This window comes from Segatella copri DSM 18205 (assembly GCF_025151535.1).
GTDB classification, from domain to species: domain Bacteria; phylum Bacteroidota; class Bacteroidia; order Bacteroidales; family Bacteroidaceae; genus Prevotella; species Prevotella copri.
In genome coordinates, this window is the sequence record NZ_CP102288.1 from 1,790,250 (window position 1) to 1,809,004 (window position 18,755).

An 18,755-nucleotide genomic window follows, 5' to 3' on the forward strand; every position below is an offset into this window, starting at 1 on the left:
AAAAATATTATGGACAAGTATGGACTCATAGGTTACCCTCTGGGGCATTCGTTCTCAAAAAACTATTTCAACGAAAAGTTTGAGAACGAGGGCATCGATGCCCAATACATCAACTTCGAGATACCTTCTATCGAAAATCTTACCGAGATTCTCGACTCAAATCCTGAACTAAAGGGTCTCAATGTCACAATACCTTATAAGGAGAAAGTGATCAGCTATCTCGACGTGGTAAGCCCTGAGGCGAATGCTATCGGAGCCGTCAACGTGATCAAGGTGGAGCACAGAGGCGAAGATGTTTATCTGAAAGGATATAACAGCGATGTAATCGGTTTTACCAAGAGCATCGAACCTTATATCGAGCCTTATCACAAGAAGGCTCTCATCCTGGGTACAGGCGGAGCTTCAAAGGCTATCAACTTCGGTCTGAAATCGCTCGGACTGGAAACAGCCTTCGTGAGTCGATACGAGCGTCCGGGTACTATCCAGTACGAAAAAATCACCCCTGAGGTTATCAAGGAGTATAATGTCATCGTAAACTGTACCCCAGTGGGCATGTACCCACACGTAGACGAGTGTCCTGCGCTGCCTTACGAGGCAATGGACAGCCACACCCTGCTCTACGACCTCATCTACAATCCCGACGAAACCCTCTTCATGAAGAAGGGCAAAGAACACGGAGCCACAGTAAAGAATGGCTTGGAAATGCTCTTGTTGCAAGCCTTTGCATCATGGGATTTCTGGCACCAGGAAAAATAAGCATATCATAAAGTTCAAAGATCAAAGTTCAAAGTAAGAATATGAGTAACAATAGATATATGATGCGCGGTGTTAGCGCAGCAAAGGAAGATGTTCACAACGCTATCAAGAACATCGACAAGGGTATCTTCCCACAGGCTTTCTGCAAGATCATACCTGATATCTTGGGCGGCGACCCAGAGTATTGTAACATTATGCATGCCGACGGTGCAGGTACCAAGTCGAGCTTGGCTTACATGTACTGGAAGGAGACGGGCGACCTCTCTGTATGGAAAGGTATCGCTCAAGATGCTATCGTGATGAATACCGACGACCTGCTCTGCGTAGGCGCCGTAGACAACATCCTCGTAAGCTCTACCATCGGACGCAACAAGATGCTCATCCCAGGCGAGGTAATCTCAGCTATCATCAACGGTACTGACGACCTGCTCCACGAGATGCGTGAGATGGGTATCGGCATCTATCCTACCGGCGGTGAGACTGCTGACGTAGGCGACCTGGTTCGTACTATCATCGTTGACTCTACTGTTACCTGCCGCATGAAGCGCAGCGACGTCATCAACAATGCCAACATCCGTCCAGGCGATGTCATCGTAGGTCTTTCTTCTACAGGTCAGGCTACTTACGAGAAGAAGTATAACGGCGGTATGGGCAGCAACGGTTTGACTTCAGCCCGCCACGATGTATTCGCCAAGTATCTCGCAGAGAACTATCCTGAGAGCTACGACCACGCCGTGCCAGACGAGTTGGTTTACAGCGGTAAGTATAAGTTGACTGATGAGGTAGAGGGTTCACCTATCAATGCCGGAGAACTGGTACTCTCTCCTACCCGTACCTACGCTCCTGTCATCAAGAAGATTCTCGACGAGCTCCGCCCAGAGGTTCACGGTATGGTTCACTGCACCGGTGGTGCCCAGACCAAGGTTCTTCACTTCGTAGGCGAGAACTGCAAGGTAGTGAAGGACAACATGTTCCCAGTACCTCCACTCTTCAAGGCGATCCACGACTGCTCAGAGACCGACTGGAAGGAAATGTATCAGGTATTCAACATGGGTCACCGCATGGAGATCTACGTACGTCCTGAGGTTGCCGAAAAGGTTATCGCCATCAGCAAGAGCTTCAACATCGATGCCCAGATTGTGGGTCACATCGAAGAAGGCAAGCGCAGCCTGACCATCAAGAGCGAATTCGGAACATTCGAATACTAATTGTTTTAGGCACGGATTACACGGATTACACGGATTTTTATTCTTTCATTTCTTAATTTATAGTATTGTTATGCTGGAAGAAGATTTAACTAAACAGATAATTGGTGCAGCTCAAGAAGTACACAAAGTCTTAGGATTTGGTTTTCTAGAGGCTGTATATGGAAATGCTCTGTATAAAGAATTGAAATCACGTGGTTTGAAGTGTGAGTGCCAAAAACACTTAGATGTTTTTTACAAAGGTGAATGCGTTGGTCACTACATTCCCGACATGGTCGTAGAAGACAAGGTGATCATTGAATTAAAAGCCGTTAAAGATTTGCACCCCGAACATGAATGGCAGTTAGTAAACTATCTCTCTGCCTGCCAGGCAGAAGTAGGATTGCTCATCAATTTCGGCCTATCCTTACAAGTAAAAAGAAAGATATTTACAAACGAGCGCAAGGGAACACAACACAAGGAAAAATCCGTGTAATCCGTGTAATCCGTGCCAAAAAATAATTCGATGGATAATAACAACATATTACAGAAGCTAGAAGGCTTAGAGAGCCGATACGAGGAAGTAAGCACCCTCATTACCGACCCAGATGTCATCGCCGACCAGCCACGCTACGTGAAGCTCACCAAGGAATGGAAAGACCTGGGTGACATCATGGACGCACGCAAGCGATACATCAACTGCCTGAACAGCATCAAGGAGGCAAAGGACATCCTTGCCAACGAGAGCGATCCGGAAATGAAGGAGATGGCTCGCGAAGAACTCAACGAGAACGAGGCGCTGCAGCCTAAACTCGAAGAAGAAATCAAGATTGCGCTGGTACCTAAGGACCCAGAAGACGCCAAGAACGTACAGATGGAAATCCGAGGCGGTGCCGGAGGCGACGAGGCTGCCCTCTTTGCAGGCGACCTATTTAATATGTATAAGAAATACTGCGAATCGAAGGGATGGACCGTCAGCGTGACTTCTGTTTCTGAAGGCGCAGTAGGTGGATATAAGGAAATCGACTTCGCTGTAAGCGGTACTGACGTTTACGGTACATTGAAGTACGAATCAGGTGTTCACCGTGTTCAGCGTGTGCCTGCTACTGAAACACAGGGCCGTATGCACACCTCAGCTGCTACCGTGGCCGTATTGCCAGAGGCAGACAAGTTTGAGGTGAACATCAACGAAGGAGACATCAAGTGGGATACCTTCCGAAGTTCAGGTGCCGGTGGTCAGAACGTGAACAAGGTGGAGTCTGGTGTACGTCTCCGCTACCCTTGGAAAAACCCTAACACAGGCGAGGTTGAGGAAATCCTCATCGAGTGTACCGAAACTCGTGACCAGCCAAAGAACAAGGAGCGTGCCTTGAGCCGCCTCTATACATTCATCCACGACCGTGAGCACCAGAAGTATGTTGACGATATCGCCAGCCGCCGCAAGAGCCTCGTTTCTACCGGCGACCGTAGTGCGAAGATCCGTACCTACAACTTCCCGCAGGGCCGTGTTACCGACCACCGTATCGGTTACACCACTCACGATCTCAACGGTTTCCTGGCAGGTGATATTCAGGACATGATTGATGCCCTGACCGTAGCCGAGAACGCAGAAAAACTGAAAGAAACAGAATTGTAAAACCCCGATTCATCGTTCCGTACTTCGGGGCGATGAATCATCATATCAATCCATTATGAACAGAAAAGAACTCGTAGAGCAGATTTTCGCCAAGAAGAGTTTCTTGTGCGTAGGTCTTGACACAGATATCAACAAGTTGCCTAAGTGCATCACCGAGAGTGAAGACATCCAGGGCGCAGAAGCCGAAATGATATTCAGATTCAACAAGGCTATCATCGACGCAACAGCCCCATACTGTGTGGCTTACAAGCCAAACCTGGCTTTCTATGAGAGCCGCGGAATCGATGGCATGATTGCCTTCGAAAACACCATCAAGTATCTCCACAGCCACTATCCAAACCACTTCATCATCGCTGATGCCAAGCGCGGTGATATCGGCAACACCAGCAAGATGTATGCCCAGACATTCTTCGAGGAGTACAATATCGACTCAGTAACCGTAGCTCCTTATATGGGTGAGGATTCTGTCAAGCCATTCCTCGAGTATGACGGCAAGTGGGTTATCCTCCTGGCACTGACCAGCAACAAGGGTAGCCACGACTTCCAGCTCACCGAGGATAAGGAGGGCGAGCGTCTCTTCGAGAAGGTTCTCAAGAAGAGCCAGGAATGGGGCAACGATGAGAACATGATGTATGTAGTAGGCGCTACACAGGGCAAGATGTTCGAAGACATCCGCAAGGTGGCTCCTAACCACTTCCTCCTCGTACCGGGCGTAGGTGCACAGGGTGGCAGCCTGCAGGAGGTTTGCAAGTATGGCATCATCAAGGACTGCGGCTTGCTCGTCAACTCTTCCCGCGGCATCATCTATGCCAGCAACGGCGATGACTTTGCTGAGGTAGCAGGTCAGAAAGCTAAGGAGTTGCAGGCTGAAATGGCAGCAGAACTTGCTAAGTTATAAAAACTCGATTTAGGCGCAAAGTATCTTGAAAAAGAGGCTTTGCGCCTAAAAAATACCTTTTTATGGGGCGAAAAAGCAAAATATTACAAAATAAAGTCGAGAATCTAAATCTTTTTTGCTATTTTTGCAAACAAATTGCGGTTACCTAAAGGTAATGATGCCTTGGGAACCTAAATAAAACCAACTAGAAGTCAGATAAATTATGGAATTTACCGCTCAACAAATAGCCCAGTTCGTTCAGGGCCGTGTGGAAGGTGATGAGAACGCAACAGTCAACACCTTCGCAAAAATCGAAGAAGGTAAGGAAGGCGCTATCTCGTTCCTTTCTAACCCTAAATACACTCATTATGTTTACGAAACCAAGTCAAGCATCGTACTCATTGATGAGAACGTAGAATTGGAACACCCTGTCAGCACAACCCTCATCCGTGTGAAGAATGCATACGAGTGTGTGGCTAAGCTCCTGCAGATGTACGAATCCATGAAGCCTAAGAAGACCGGCATCGATCCGCTGGCTTTCGTATCTCTAAAGGCTAAGGTGGCTGAAGGCGTATATGTAGGTGCTTTCGCATATATCAGCGAGGGTGCAGAGGTAGGCGAAGGTAGCCAGATTTATCCTCATGCCTACATCGGAGAGGGTGTAAAGATTGGTAAGAATGCACTCATCTATCCGAACGTTACCGTATATCACGGCTGTAAATTAGGCAATAACGTTACGCTTCATGCCGGTTGTGTAATCGGTGCCGACGGATTCGGATTCGCTCCAGGTCCTGAAGGTTACGACAAGATTCCTCAGATTGGTATCGTTACCATCGAAGACGATGTAGAGATTGGTGCCAACACTTGTGTAGACCGTTCTACAATGGGTTCTACCTATGTTCGCAAGGGCGTAAAGCTCGACAACCTCGTACAGATTGCCCACAATACCGACATCGGCGCCAACACCGTGATGTCTTCTCAGGTAGGTGTAGCAGGCAGTACAAAGGTAGGCGAATGGTGTATGTTTGGCGGTCAGGTGGGTATTGCCGGCCACATCACTATCGGCGACAAGGTGTTCCTCGGTGCCCAGAGTGGTGTTCCGGGCAGCCTCAAGAGCGGCCAGCAGCTCATCGGAACTCCTCCTATGGAGCAGCGCGCTTACTTCAAGTCTCAGGCTATCTTCCGTCGTTTGCCTGACATGTACAAGGAACTCAACGACCTGAAGAAGCAGATTGAAGAATTAAAGAAAAAGTAATTTTTTTCAATGTTAAATGTGAAGTGTTAAATGTTAAATGAGCGAATGCCCCAACAAGTTAACACTTAACATTTAACACCTAACATTAAAATAAATCGTTATGTCAAAACAGAAGACACTGAAAGGTAGTTTCTCTCTTTGCGGAAAGGGTTTGCATACAGGCTTGAGCCTCACCGTAACTTTCAATCCTGCACCAGAGAACACCGGTTATAAAATACAGCGCATCGACCTCGAAGGCGAGCCTGTTATCCAGGCTGTAGCTGAGAACGTTGTTGAAACACAGCGCGGTACCGTACTCGGTAAGGGCGATATCCGCGTTTCTACCATCGAGCATGGTATGTCAGCACTCTATGCCCTCGGCATCGACAACTGTCTCATTCAGGTAAACGGTCCTGAGTTCCCTATCCTCGACGGTTCTGCAGCTCCGTATGTAGAGAAGATCCAGAGCATAGGCATCCAGGAGCAGAATGCTGAGAAAGACTACTACATCATCCGTCATAAGATTGAGGTGAAAGATGATAATGGGTCTGTCATCACCATCCTTCCTGACGAGGACTTCAGCATCACAGCCATGTGTTCTTTCGAGAGCAAATTCATCAACAGCCAGTTTGCTACCCTCGAAAAGATGGAGACATACGCAGAGGAGATTGCATCAGCCCGTACCTTCGTTTTCGTACGCGACATCATGCCTCTGCTCCAGGCTAACCTCATTAAGGGTGGTGACCTGGACAATGCCATCGTTATCTACGAGCGCCAGGTAGAACAGGCTCAGCTCGACCAGCTCGCCGACCATCTCAAGGTGCCTCACATGGATGCCAACAAGTTGGGTTACATCCAGCACCGTCCATTGCAGTGGGAGAACGAGTGTACACGTCATAAGCTGCTCGATATCATCGGCGATATGGCACTCATCGGCAAGCCTATCAAGGGTCGCATCATCGCTACCCGTCCTGGCCATACCGTAAACAACAAGTTCGCCCGCCTCATGCGCAAGGAGATTCGCAAGCACGAGATTCAGGCTCCTATCTACGATCCTAACGAGGAGCCAATCATGGATAATATCCGCATCCGTCAGCTCCTGCCTCACCGCTACCCTATGCAGCTGGTCGATAAGGTCATTGCTATGGGTCCTAACAGCATCGTGGGCGTAAAGAATGTAACCAGCAACGAGCCTTTCTTCACCGGTCACTTCCCTGAAGAGCCAGTAATGCCAGGCGTTCTCCAGGTAGAGGCGATGGCACAGTGTGGCGGTCTGCTCGTATTGAACCAGTTGGAAGAGCCTGAGCGCTGGAGTACTTACTTCATGAAGCTCGATGATGTGAAGTTCCGCAAGAAGGTGGTTCCGGGCGATACCCTCCTCTTCCGTGTAGAACTGCTCGCACCTGTACGCCATGGCATCAGTTCTATGAAGGGCTATATGTTCGTAGGCGACCAGGTGGTGGCAGAGGCTACTTTCACTGCACAGATTGTTAAGAACAAGTAAAAATCAGTTAATAGTTAATAGTTTATAGCGGCTGCGCCGTTTAGCAAGATTGCTTAGGTGGTTCAGGCTATAAACTATAAATTATAAACTTTAAACTTAATAGGAATGAATCAGATTAGTCCATTAGCGTTTGTTCATCCAGAGGCAAAACTCGGTGACAACAACATTATCGGTCCTTTCTGCTATATCGACAAGGACACCGTTTTGGGCGATAACAACGTATTGCAGAACAGCGTTACCATTCACGTGGGCGCTCGCATCGGCAACAATAATGAATTTTTCCCAGGCGCCAGCATCTCTACCAAGCCTCAGGATTTGAAGTTCAAGGGCGAGCAGACAACATGCGAGGTTGGCGATAACAACAGCATCCGTGAGAACGTTACTATCTCTCGTGGTACAGCCTCTAAGGGCAAGACCGTAGTAGGCAGCAACAACCTCCTGATGGAGACCGTTCACGTGGCTCACGACTGCGAGCTCGGCAGCGGCTTGATTATCGGCAACTCTACCAAGTTTGCCGGTGAGGTGGTAGTAGACGACAACGCCATCGTCAGCGCCAACGTTCTCGTTCACCAGTTCTGCCATATCGCAGGTTACGTGATGATCCAGGGCGGTTGCCGTTTCTCTCAGGATATTCCTCCATACATCATTGCCGGCAAGGAGCCAACCCGCTACTGCAGCATCAACCTCATCGGTCTGCGCCGTCGCGGTTTCAGCAATGAGACCATCCAGAACATCCACGAGGCTTACCGCCTGCTCTACAGCAAGGGTGTATTGAAAGAAGGTATCGAGGAAATCAAGAAGAATCTTGAGGTTACCAAGGAGATTCAGTATATTATCGACTTCGTAGAGAGTTCTCAGCGAGGCATTATCCGATAAAAGTAAAAGGGTAAAAAAGTAAAAAGAGCATCCTTGCATAGGTTTATGAAACGAGCAAGGATGCTTTTTTCTTGAATATAAAGAATGATATATGAAAACATTGATTGTGGTCTTAGGTCCTACCGGTGTAGGTAAAACGGAGCTTTGCCTTTCACTGGCAGAGCATCTCGCTATACCAATTATCAATGCCGACTCCCGCCAGATTTTCGCCGAACTCCCTATAGGAACCGCAGCCCCTACTGCCGAACAGCAGCAGCGGGTAAAGCATTATTTCGTAGGAAACCACCACATCGAAGATTATTACAGCGCTGCCCAATATGAGGCTGATGTGATGAATCTCCTGCAGGAAGACATCTTCAAGAATCACGATGTGGCGCTGCTTACAGGCGGCAGCATGATGTATATCGATGCTGTATGCAAAGGAATCGACGACATCCCTACTGTTCGTGACGACATCCGCACTTGGATGAAACAGCGTCTGGAAGAGGAAGGGCTGGAGGCACTGGTAGAAGAACTCCACAAGATGGATCCGGAGCACTGGGCGATAGTAGACAGGAAGAATCCACGCCGCGTGGTTCATGCCCTGGAAATCTGTCATCAGACCGGCAAGACTTATACTTCTTTCCGCACAGCCGAAAAGAAGCAGCGCCCTTTCCGCATCATCAAGATAGGTCTGAACCGCGACAGAGCTGAACTCTACGACCGCATCAACCAGCGTGTACTGATGATGATGGACGAAGGTCTGGAGGCAGAAGCACGCAGCGTATACCCACAGAAGGGCCTCACTGCCTTGAGAACCGTGGGCTACAAGGAAATGTTTGCCTATTTCGATGGCGAGATAGATAAGGATGAAGCCATCCGCCAGATACAGTCGCATAGCCGTGAATACATGCGCAAGCAGCTCACCTGGTTTAAGCGGGATACCACTATCCAATGGTTCCATCCCGACCAGCAAGATGAAATCATCCGATTTATCGATGAAGAGATATAAGCGTAAATCGCCCGATAGCATATTCATTTTTGTTGTTAGAAATATAGTTGAGATTCCATAATATTACATGGAATTCTCCTGAATCAGATTTGAATTCTGGTGCTTTATAGCCCATGAACTTTTCAAAATGCTCGTGTTCTTTGATGATTTTCTTCATACCTTATAAAATCAGCGTCTTGTTTGATGCAGAATTCTAAATAATTGGAGGTAAAAATGAAATAAGCTTCATGCGCTATCGAAACAGGCTTCATGTGCGATTGAAATAAGCTTCATTCGCCATTGAAGCCTATTTCATTTAGAGCAGAAGTAATCTTCCCCTGCCAAAAAGGGTATTTCTGTCAATATTTATAACCAAATTTTGCATACTGGTAAACTTGGAATCTAGCAACGAAAATAGGGAGTTTTGGGCATCTCGAATTCTCTATTTTTTGTTTCTAATTAAGCGAATACCCTATAGTTGTACAACTATAAAGTTGTAGTCGTACGACTATATAGGCTATAGTCGTACAACTGTAGAGTTATAGTTGTACAACTATAGGGGTTATAGTCGTACAACTATAGAATTTCTATTTTGACGCCATTCATCTACAAAACAATAATTAACTGATTATCAACATCTTACCTTTTTCTCCCATATTTTCAATATTCACAAAGAAATAAGAATCGTTTGAAAATACGAGAATCTCAGCAAGGGAAATGTATAAAAATAAAACGACCCGCACATTTGAGCATCGTTGAGAGGCTTGGCGGGTACTAGTGCTGCAAAGGTACGAAGATTTTTCGAAACCAGCAAATTTTTGGGGATAAATTTTAATCTTTTGCTTAACTTTACCCGATTTTCCACAATTCCTCGTTCTCCCAACCCTCAGGAAATCCCATTGGTGCAGGATCAACAAGAGGGAAAGCCGATAACAAATCACGTAACTTCTTCCCCATATCATTATTGGGCGAAATTGTATCCAAGAAATACTTAATGATACAAAGATTATAATAAACTCGCAAAGGATTGGAAGGTAATATTATCCAAGCATGGGTGGTTCGATGTGGAACCATAGGCAACATTGTATTCTGCTTATTCCATACTCTTGCATGATGACAGCAAGAATTTCTTGTTAAAGTTATAATTGTCATCCATGAATTAAACACCTTTAATTGCAATCCAAAACGTAAAGCTATCCGCTTTTTTACTTGCGCATTCTTGAGATTATTAAAGATGTTTACCATTACACCCAAAGGAATGAGTTCTGCCAGTATCCAAGCTGGTGGATATGGATCAGAATACGTTTGCTTAAAATGCGCAATAAATTCTTCACGAGACTTTTCTACTTCATGTTTTAGCAAAACCAAAGTCTTCAGAAACTTATTTGAATCTATAAAATAAGAAGCATTCGTCATCCAGAAGCTATCTCCAAACGCTGATGTACACTCATCAACGATAGCTGTACGAACGGCTATCTCGATTTTCTCGATTTCATTAAACATAAACAGACGAAGCTTCTTGTCAAAACGATACAACATCATGACCTGTCGGAAACTTGCATCTGTCTTGAACCGATGCTCTGACTTGGGAACTAAAAGCAATGGATACATATATGCTGAAAGGCGATAATAATTTATCGTCTTTAGGTACTGTTCTGCTTTACCGGGATTATCAATAGCAAGTCCTCTTGACAAGAGTAATTGAACAAGAGCATCTGCATGTTGGTATTCCTTTTGAAATGGGATAAGACTATTCATAAAGGAATGAGTTTAGAAGGTTCAAAATGTATAAAAAATAAAACGACCCGCACATTTGAGTATTGTCGAGAGGCTTGGCGGGTACTGGTGCTGCAAAGGTACGAAGATTCTTCGAAACCAGCAATTTTTTGGGGAGAAATTTTAATTTCGCATGCAGAAAAGTATAAAGCATTTACAAATTAAGCTACTCCGCCCCCATGCGGTAATTCTTTGGCGATAATCCGGTATGCTTCTTGAAGAAGGTGCCGAAGGATGAGGCATTCGGCACAGTCCATTCGTTGAGACTTTGGTATCACTGAAAGATGAAGAAGGAGAAGAATAAAAGTATTATATGAGTATTTTATAAGTTTTTTTTAGACCCTTATAAAATATCGAGTTATAAGATATCGAGAAGTTCCTCGAATCTTGAAATACGACGGAGCTTGGGATGTTCAAATTCCTCTGTCTTTTCATGCGCCCATGTGGTATGAAAAGGGATATGGACAGCCGAAGCTCCGATTTTTAATGCCGGAGCAATATCACTCTTGAAACTGTTACCCACCATCACCAGCTCGTCGGAAGTTACATCCAGTTCCCTGCAGAGACGATGATAAGCCTTGGGCGTCTTGTCGCTCACGATAGTCACCACATCAAAATACCGCTGCAGACCCGAACGCCACAACTTATTCTCCTGATCCATCAACTCACCCTTGGTGAAGACTGCCAGCTTATATTTCTTCATCTCACGGAAACAAGCCAAGGTTTTCTCTACCCCTTCCAAAGGCTTGGCATCAAGATGCAGGAGACTCTTACCCAAGTCCACAATTTGGGCGATGACATTCGCCTCCACCTTACCCTTACTTACCTTCACGGCATTCTCTACCAGGGATATGGTGAAAGCCTTGCAACCATAACCCAAATCAGCCATATTTTTACTCTCCGTCTCGAAGAGAGCAGCAGAAATATCCTTTTCCTTTCCATATTCCGCAAGCAGCTCGCAATACTCATGCTCCACGTCCTCGAAATAGTTTTGTAATGCCCAGAGCGTATCATCGGCATCGAAAGCTATCGCCTTGATATCTTTAAATCTATCCATTTTCATGTTTGTTATGTTTTACACCTTATTATATATAGGCGTTCTGACTGCAAAGATACTACTTTCTTTCAGAAAAACAGAAGAAAAATCGTTTTTAACAAGAATGTAACATCTGTTTAAATAGCCTGTAATATTTCCTACGTACTTTTGCAGCCGAAAAGAAGGAGAAAATGGATAACTCCCGCAAATAAGGAAAAGAAATGTCCCCCACAAAGTAAATAATAACAAATAACATTAAGATAATAATGGGTACAATTTATTTATGTATTGTGATCTTCCTGCTCTGTTTAGCAGTGTTCGATCTCTTCGTAGGAGTCAGCAACGATGCTGTCAACTTCCTGCAATCTGCCATCGGAGCTAAGGTGGCTAAATTTCGCACGGTGCTGATTATCGCATCCTGCGGTGTGGTTCTCGGAGCCATCATGTCATCGGGAATGATGGATATCGCCCGCCATGGTATCATGAGTCCTGACCACTTTACATTCGAAGAGGTAATGACGCTCTTCCTGGCGGTCATGGTGACTGACATTATCGTCCTGGATGTGTTCAATACCTTAGGTATGCCGACATCTACTACCGTCTCTCTGGTATTTGAGTTGCTGGGTGGTGCTTTCATCCTCGCTACATTGAAGATGTATGGCGACGACAGCCTCAACTATGGCGTATTGCTCAACAGCAACAAGGCTTTGGAGGTAATCATGGGTATCTTCTCATCTGTCATCATCGCCTTCGTATTCGGTGCCTTTGTAATGTGGCTTTCACGTATCGTTTTCACCTTCAACTACCGCAAGCACAGCCGCTACAGCATCGCTATCTTCGGCGGTATCGCCTTTACAGCCCTCTCTTACTTCATCTTCATGAAGGGTTTGGGCAAGAGTCCTTACCTGCCTGCTGAGGTGCGCGATTACATCGACCAGAATCTCGGTTTCCTCATCTGCATCACCTTCGTGGTGTCTGCTGTTGTGATGGAATTCCTGCACCTCTGCCGTGTCAACATCTTCAAGTTTACGGTGCTGATGGGTACTTTCGCCCTGGCTATGGCTTTCGCTGGTAACGACCTGGTGAACTTCATCGGTGTGCCTCTGGCTGGTCTTTCTTCTTATCAGGACTATATGGCAAATGCCAACGGTGCAGCGCCAGACCAGTTTATGATGACTTCATTGATGGAGAGCGCCAAGACCACTCCTGGCTTCCTGCTTGCTGCCGGTGCCGTGATGATTATCGCCATGGCGACATCCAAGAAAGCACAGAACGTAATCAAGACTTCTGTTGACTTGAGCCGTCAGGATGAGGGCGATGAGATGTTCGGCAGTTCTTCTGCAGCCCGCGTGATTGTACGCAACTGCCAGGCTACAGATTCATGGTTGAAGCAGTTTATGCCAAAGGCGCTGATGAACTGGATCAACAGCCGTTTCGACAAGAATAATGTTGAACTCGAGGAGAGTGCTGCTTTCGACGTGGTTCGTGCAGCCGTTAACCTGGTACTTGCTTCCATGCTGATCACCATCGGTACCAACCTGAAGTTGCCTCTCTCTACCACCTACGTTACCTTCATGGTAGCTATGGGTTCTTCACTTGCTGATAGAGCATGGAGCCGCGAGAGTGCCGTATTCCGTGTAACAGGTGTATTGAGTGTAATCGGTGGTTGGTTCATCACAGCCGGTGTAGCTTTCGCAGCCTGTGCCATTGTTTGTATCATCATGCACTTCGGTGGTGTGGGCATCCAGGCTTGCTTCATGGGGTTGGTTATCTACCTGCTCATCCGCAGCAACATCAAGTATAACAAGAAGGCTAAGGAAGAGGGCAAGAGTAGTACCTTCCAGCTGATGATGCGTTCCCGCGACCCAGAGATTGTATGGGATTTGCTTCGCCGTCAGGTTTCACGCACCCAGTCTTACGTCTGCCACTTTGCCCTGAACGAGTTCAACCAGATTATGGATGGTCTTACTAACGAGAATACCCGCAACCTTCGTCATGCCAACAAGGATCTGAAGAAGGAACAGGATATGCTGAAGAAGTTCCGCCGTCAGGAAATGCTCGGTTTGAAGAAATCGCCTATCGAGATTGCCATCGAGCGCAACACCTGGTTCCATCTGGGTGCCAACAGCAACCAGCAATTTATCTACTCTCTGCGCCGTATGCTCGAACCAATCAAGGAACATGTTGACAACAACTTCAATCCGCTTCCTGCTGAATACATCAAGGAGTTTGCTCCTGTACGCCAGAAGATCAACGACCTGATGCGCATGAGCTGCGAACTGATAGAGACCGGCAGATATGACAGCTATCGCGAGATTCTTGCCGAGGCAGATGCCTGCAAAGACGAGCTTTCAGTTCTCCGCAAGAAGCATATCGACCGCATCCAGCACATGACTGACAATACGCTGATGCAGATTTCTCTGGTTTATCTCAACGTACTGCAGGAGAGTCAGGAATTCCTGAGTGTGATGAGACATCAGTTAAGAGCTGCAAAGAAGTTTATGGAAAAGTAAAAATTCACTGACATCTTGTCACGAAACTACTTTTTGGTATATCTGTTGCTTGATGACAGATGACAGCGGATAACAAGAATATTATTTCGCTATCACAATATAATCTGAAAAGGTTAGTTTCTCATAGGTTAAGATTGTTAGGTTTAGTTTTTAGAAAAAAGTTTTAGGTTTTTAGTTAGATAAGGGCTCCAAGTGCTAGTGATTAGTATTTGGAGCCATTTTTTTGCCCATATATTTGGCTATTAAGAAGAAATGTTGTAATTTTGCAGCCGATTTCTGAAAAGAATCATCATATTCAATAACCCGAGTGCTTGGTAAACCTCGTAAAAAACAAGAAAATGGACAAGAAAAAAACTCAAGTGAGCGTGCTGTTTATGCTTTTCAGCATCCTCTTCTGCGTTTGCCTGATTGCAGCAAACGTACTCGAAACAAAGCAAATCGCCTTCGGGCCAGTTTCCCTTACCGGTGGACTCATCGTATTCCCTGTAAGCTACATCATCAACGATGTGGTATGTGAAGTATGGGGCTATCAGAAAGCGCGTCTGTTGATATGGACCGGCTTTGCGATGAACTTCTTCTTCGTGGCACTGGGTGCTATCTGCGATGTGATTCCAGCAGCACCTTATTGGACCAACGATGCCGGTTTTCATGCCATCTTCGGTCTGGCACCCCGCATTGCAGCAGCCTCTTTCGTAGCCTTCATCATCGGTTCATTTGCCAATGCCTATGTAATGAGCGTAATGAAAATCCGCGATGGTGGCAAGCATTTCTCTGCCCGTGCCATCCTCAGTACCATTGCAGGTGAGAGTTGCGACAGCCTTATCTTCTTCCCACTTGCCCTGGGCGGTGTGGTGCCTGCATCAGAATTGCCTTGGCTCATGCTCTGGCAGGTAATACTGAAGACTGCCTACGAGATTGTGGTATTGCCTCTGACCATCCGTGTAGTGAAATACGTGAAGAAGCATGAAGGTGAAGATGTATACGACAATAACATCTCCTACAATGTATTCAAGATCTTCAGCCTCGGCTAAAAGACATCAGTAAATATCAAACATTAAAACATTACCAAGCGTGGATAGAAAAGAAGACGGTCTTCAGGCATTAGGTGCCAAGACTACATATAGAATGGATTATGCGCCAGAGGTGCTCGAAACTTTCGTGAACAAGCATCCTGGCAATGATTACTGGGTACGTTTCAACTGCCCTGAGTTTACATCGCTCTGCCCTATTACGGGTCAGCCAGATTTCGCAGAGATTCGCATCAGCTATATTCCTGACGTAAAGATGGTAGAGAGCAAGAGTCTGAAACTTTATCTCTTCAGTTTCCGCAATCATGGCGATTTCCATGAAGACTGCGTAAACATCATCATGAAGGATCTCATCAAACTGATGGACCCTAAATACATTGAGGTAACAGGCATCTTTACTCCTCGTGGCGGCATCAGTATCTGGCCGTATGCCAACTATGGCAAGCCAGGCACCAAATACGAGAAACTGGCAGAGCAGAGATTCGCTACTCACGAATAAAAAACAAGAAACCTCGGAAGATTGGCAGATTGCTTTTCTTCCGAGGTTTTTTATTGTTTATTGCTGATGAAATTATGGGAACTGAGGATAATCCTCGAAGCGAGGCTTGCGCTTCTCAAGGAACGCCTTGCCACCTTCCTGAGCCTCATCCATCGTATAATAGAGCATCGTGGCATCGCCAGCCAACTCCTGAATACCAGCCTGACCATCCAGTTCGGCATTCAAGCCAGCCTTGATCATACGGAGTGCCAGAGGCGAACGCTCCATCATGATTTCAGCCCACTCTACACAGGTATCTTCCAACTTTTCGAGAGGCACCACCTTGTTCACCATTCCCATCTGTTCAGCCTCCTTGGCAGAATACTGCTTGCAGAGGAACCAAATTTCACGAGCCTTCTTCTGACCCACCATTCTTGCCAAATAAGAAGAACCGAAACCGGCATCGAAGCTTCCTACCTTAGGACCAGTCTGTCCAAAGATGGCATTCTCTGAAGCGATGGTCAGGTCGCACATCACATGAAGCACATGACCGCCACCGATGGCATAACCATTCACCATAGCGATAACCGGCTTTGGCAAACGACGAATCTGCATCTGTACATCGAGCACATTCAGGCGAGGTACACCGTCATTACCTACATAACCGCCTCGGCCCTTCACATGCATGTCGCCACCTGCACAGAATGCCTTATCGCCGGCACCCGTCAGAATGACCACACGGATATCCAGACAGTCGCGGCAATAGTTGAATGCCTGCGCCATCTCCCAAGTGGTCAACGGCGTGAAGGCATTACGGTAGCGCTCACGGTTGATGGTAATCTTAGCGATATGATTATACTCCTCGAAGATGATTTCCTTGAAATCAAAACCTTCTATCTTCTTCCATTCTCTCATTTTACTTTGAACTTTATGATTACTATTTATCTTATTCTTTTGACAGAACTATCAGCTATAGTTCCTTACAGGTCCTCTATCAGCACTTCTGAACGGCTTCCAGCATCTCATTATCTACATCCATATCTGTGAAAACCTCCAGAAGCATCGGGCGCTCGCTCTCGGCATGAATCAATTGGCTGATGCCCTGTTCCATCTCTTCCTTTGTATGAGCTGCGAAATATTTTATGTCATTCTGACTACAGATTCCTTCAGCCGTTGCATGATGCTTTGCCATTATCATTTCTTCACGAGCCTGACTCGCCTTTAATCCCTGGAACTTGCCAAAGATGGCACCGCCACCATTATTGAGCACGATGATACGGAGCTTGCCGTTCAGATTTCTATTCCAGAGCGCATTCTGGTCATAGAAGAAACTCAGGTCGCCGAGAACGCAGTATACATGCTTATCAGCCCCATTCTTGCACATCGAGAAGCCAACAGCCGTAGAAAGAGAACCTTCTATACCGTTCACTCCACGATTGCAGTAAACATGGCGGTCGGCATACTGATTCATCAACCGGATGGCAGAACTGTTGCCCGAGAAGACGCTGCTCATCATACCAGGAAGGAAAGTATCGAATTTGCGGTCATAGATACCATCGTCCTGAGCATCTTTACCGCCTAAGGTGAACGCTTTGAAATCCTGAGGCTCAACCTTCTGAAGCTGGCTGAAGAATTCCTTTACGGTAGCCAGACTGCTGAACTCAGGCTTGAAGTTCTCTTTGCGTTCATAGCTTTTAGCCAACGCATCCATCCACAATTTGCGATAATCCTCCCAGTGGTTGTGCCAGCCAAAATTATCCAACCATGACATAGCATCACTGTTTGGCAAATCCATCACTTTAGTAAGATGCATGAACGTATCTTCGATATCAGTCTCTTGCGAGATTCTTATCTGCTCAACTCCTTTAAGCGAACGCAGATAAGATTTCAGCTTCTTGCTCACAATATGTCCACCTATATAAACCACCAGGTCAGGACGGAATCTTTCATCGTCCTTTATTTCATCCAGCAAATTCTCGAAAGCGCCATACAAGGTGGTTTTATTCCAATCTTCTCCCAGTTCTTCCTGAACCTTATATAGATAAGGTGGCATTGCCAGAGATTCCCATAATATAGGCATCCGGTCAATATAAGCCAACAAGTCTACATATTTTTCGGTATTGTCCAACTGGCCTATTACCACCAATGGACGTTTGGCTTTTAACACACATTCAAAAGGGGTCTCTTCAAATGTGTCAATATTTTCCCTGCAGTAAGCAACCTCTATCTTGCGCTCTACGGGCAAAGCTTCTTTCGTAAACGAATAGAAAGGCTCAGAGATAGGTACATTGATGTGTACAGGTCCCTTTACCCGCCCCATGCTTTTCAACAGCGCTTCGTTGACCAGCCGGTTGCAATACCAATGCATCTCTTCCTGCTGCTCACCTTCGAACACTTCTGGCAGAGATACCGCTTTTCTTACCATCTGCCCCAAAGCATCAGGCTGAGGAAGCGTCTGACCATCCAGCTGGTTAATCCACTGTGCCGGTCTGTCGGCAGAAATCACTATGAGCGGGATTTGCTGATAATAAGCCTCAGCTACTGCCGGATAAAGATTGAGCAATGCAGAACCCGAAGTCACACACACTACGACAGGCTGATAACCTTCAGCCATAGAAAGTCCAAGAGCTTGGAAGCCGGCGCTACGTTCGTCGGTTACAGGATAGCAAGTGATGTCTTCACACTCGTTGAGATTATGAACTATGGCTGCATTTCTGCTGCCCGGACACACTACAGCATGGCGAACACCATGCGCTACCAGTAAACTTGTCAAAATATTGACGTTTTCTTTATTGCTATACATTTCACCTTATTTTTTAGGTTATTTTTATGTTTTCAGATTCTTGAAGACCCTTTGTCTTTTAGCATTATAAAATCAGAATGAATC

Annotated in this window: 18 protein-coding genes; 13 read left to right on the forward strand and 5 right to left on the reverse strand. The window is 46.1% G+C overall.

The genetic code is table 11. The features are described 5' to 3' along the window. Positions 1 to 9: 9 nt before the first annotated feature. The 9 genes from NQ544_RS07610 (at position 10) to miaA (ending at position 9,058) form a co-directional block, all read left to right on the forward strand. Positions 10 to 756, forward strand: coding sequence for a shikimate dehydrogenase family protein (locus NQ544_RS07610; protein ID WP_006847236.1), 747 nt, complete (start codon positions 10 to 12; stop codon positions 754 to 756). A 59-nt stretch (positions 757 to 815) separates the two neighbouring features. Further along, positions 816 to 1,964, forward strand: coding sequence for an AIR synthase-related protein (locus tag NQ544_RS07615; protein WP_006847235.1), 1,149 nt, complete (start codon positions 816 to 818; stop codon positions 1,962 to 1,964). 70 nt (positions 1,965 to 2,034) lie between these two features. Then, positions 2,035 to 2,436, forward strand: coding sequence for a GxxExxY protein (locus NQ544_RS07620; RefSeq protein ID WP_006847234.1), 402 nt, complete (start codon positions 2,035 to 2,037; stop codon positions 2,434 to 2,436). 30 nt (positions 2,437 to 2,466) lie between these two features. Further along, positions 2,467 to 3,576 (forward strand): peptide chain release factor 1, encoded by a 1,110-nt coding sequence (prfA, locus tag NQ544_RS07625; RefSeq protein WP_006847233.1) that lies wholly within the window; start codon positions 2,467 to 2,469, stop codon positions 3,574 to 3,576. Between the two features lie 55 nt (positions 3,577 to 3,631). Further along, positions 3,632 to 4,474 (forward strand): orotidine-5'-phosphate decarboxylase, encoded by an 843-nt coding sequence (gene pyrF, locus NQ544_RS07630; RefSeq protein ID WP_006847232.1) that lies wholly within the window; start codon positions 3,632 to 3,634, stop codon positions 4,472 to 4,474. Between the two features lie 202 nt (positions 4,475 to 4,676). Next, on the forward strand, positions 4,677 to 5,708 hold the full coding sequence (gene lpxD / locus NQ544_RS07635) for a UDP-3-O-(3-hydroxymyristoyl)glucosamine N-acyltransferase (protein WP_006847231.1): 1,032 nt from the start codon (positions 4,677 to 4,679) through the stop codon (positions 5,706 to 5,708). Between the two features lie 100 nt (positions 5,709 to 5,808). Then, positions 5,809 to 7,191, forward strand: a complete 1,383-nt coding sequence (locus tag NQ544_RS07640) for a bifunctional UDP-3-O-[3-hydroxymyristoyl] N-acetylglucosamine deacetylase/3-hydroxyacyl-ACP dehydratase (protein WP_006847230.1) — start codon at positions 5,809 to 5,811, stop codon at positions 7,189 to 7,191. Positions 7,192 to 7,296: 105 nt separating this feature from the next. Further along, the gene (gene lpxA, locus NQ544_RS07645; protein WP_006847229.1) at positions 7,297 to 8,067 is read left to right on the forward strand and encodes an acyl-ACP--UDP-N-acetylglucosamine O-acyltransferase; all 771 of its coding nucleotides are present in this window, start codon (positions 7,297 to 7,299) and stop codon (positions 8,065 to 8,067) included. Between the two features lie 91 nt (positions 8,068 to 8,158). Then, on the forward strand, positions 8,159 to 9,058 hold the full coding sequence (gene miaA, locus NQ544_RS07650; RefSeq protein WP_006847227.1) for a tRNA (adenosine(37)-N6)-dimethylallyltransferase MiaA: 900 nt from the start codon (positions 8,159 to 8,161) through the stop codon (positions 9,056 to 9,058). On the opposite strand, the gene NQ544_RS07655 is transcribed toward miaA, so the two are convergent. Together NQ544_RS07655 and NQ544_RS07660 are read right to left on the reverse strand one after the other, a co-directional pair. Continuing rightward, positions 9,039 to 9,215: a hypothetical protein gene (locus tag NQ544_RS07655; protein ID WP_006847226.1), complete on the reverse strand. Its 177-nt coding sequence runs from the start codon at positions 9,213 to 9,215 to the stop codon at positions 9,039 to 9,041. The genes miaA and NQ544_RS07655 overlap by 20 nt on opposite strands. A 671-nt stretch (positions 9,216 to 9,886) precedes the next feature. After that, positions 9,887 to 10,795: an Abi family protein gene (locus NQ544_RS07660; RefSeq protein ID WP_006847224.1), complete on the reverse strand. Its 909-nt coding sequence runs from the start codon at positions 10,793 to 10,795 to the stop codon at positions 9,887 to 9,889. A gap of 6 nt (positions 10,796 to 10,801) precedes the next feature. On the opposite strand from NQ544_RS07660, the gene NQ544_RS07665 reads away from it, so the two are divergent. Further along, complete coding sequence (locus tag NQ544_RS07665; RefSeq protein ID WP_153134126.1) at positions 10,802 to 10,978, forward strand: hypothetical protein; 177 nt, start codon at positions 10,802 to 10,804, stop codon at positions 10,976 to 10,978. Positions 10,979 to 11,171: 193 nt separating this feature from the next. Here NQ544_RS07665 and NQ544_RS07670 read toward each other — a convergent pair whose 3' ends face one another. Beyond that, the gene (locus NQ544_RS07670; protein WP_040552872.1) at positions 11,172 to 11,870 is read right to left on the reverse strand and encodes an HAD family hydrolase; all 699 of its coding nucleotides are present in this window, start codon (positions 11,868 to 11,870) and stop codon (positions 11,172 to 11,174) included. Positions 11,871 to 12,115: 245 nt separating this feature from the next. Here NQ544_RS07670 and NQ544_RS07675 point away from each other — a divergent pair, with 245 nt between their 5' ends. The 3 genes from NQ544_RS07675 (at position 12,116) to queF (ending at position 15,889) form a co-directional block, all read left to right on the forward strand. Then, a complete protein-coding gene (locus tag NQ544_RS07675) occupies positions 12,116 to 14,362 on the forward strand; it encodes an inorganic phosphate transporter (RefSeq protein ID WP_006847221.1) in 2,247 nt (748 codons plus the stop codon). A gap of 338 nt (positions 14,363 to 14,700) precedes the next feature. After that, positions 14,701 to 15,393, forward strand: a complete 693-nt coding sequence (locus NQ544_RS07680; RefSeq protein ID WP_006847220.1) for a queuosine precursor transporter — start codon at positions 14,701 to 14,703, stop codon at positions 15,391 to 15,393. Positions 15,394 to 15,433: 40 nt separating this feature from the next. Then, positions 15,434 to 15,889, forward strand: coding sequence for a preQ(1) synthase (gene queF / locus NQ544_RS07685; protein ID WP_006847219.1), 456 nt, complete (start codon positions 15,434 to 15,436; stop codon positions 15,887 to 15,889). 72 nt (positions 15,890 to 15,961) lie between these two features. Here queF and menB read toward each other — a convergent pair whose 3' ends face one another. Both menB and menD read right to left on the reverse strand, forming a co-directional pair. Next, positions 15,962 to 16,783: a 1,4-dihydroxy-2-naphthoyl-CoA synthase gene (menB, locus tag NQ544_RS07690; RefSeq protein WP_006847218.1), complete on the reverse strand. Its 822-nt coding sequence runs from the start codon at positions 16,781 to 16,783 to the stop codon at positions 15,962 to 15,964. A gap of 79 nt (positions 16,784 to 16,862) precedes the next feature. After that, the gene (menD, locus tag NQ544_RS07695; protein ID WP_006847217.1) at positions 16,863 to 18,671 is read right to left on the reverse strand and encodes a 2-succinyl-5-enolpyruvyl-6-hydroxy-3-cyclohexene-1-carboxylic-acid synthase; all 1,809 of its coding nucleotides are present in this window, start codon (positions 18,669 to 18,671) and stop codon (positions 16,863 to 16,865) included. Between the last annotated feature and the right edge of the window lie 84 nt (positions 18,672 to 18,755).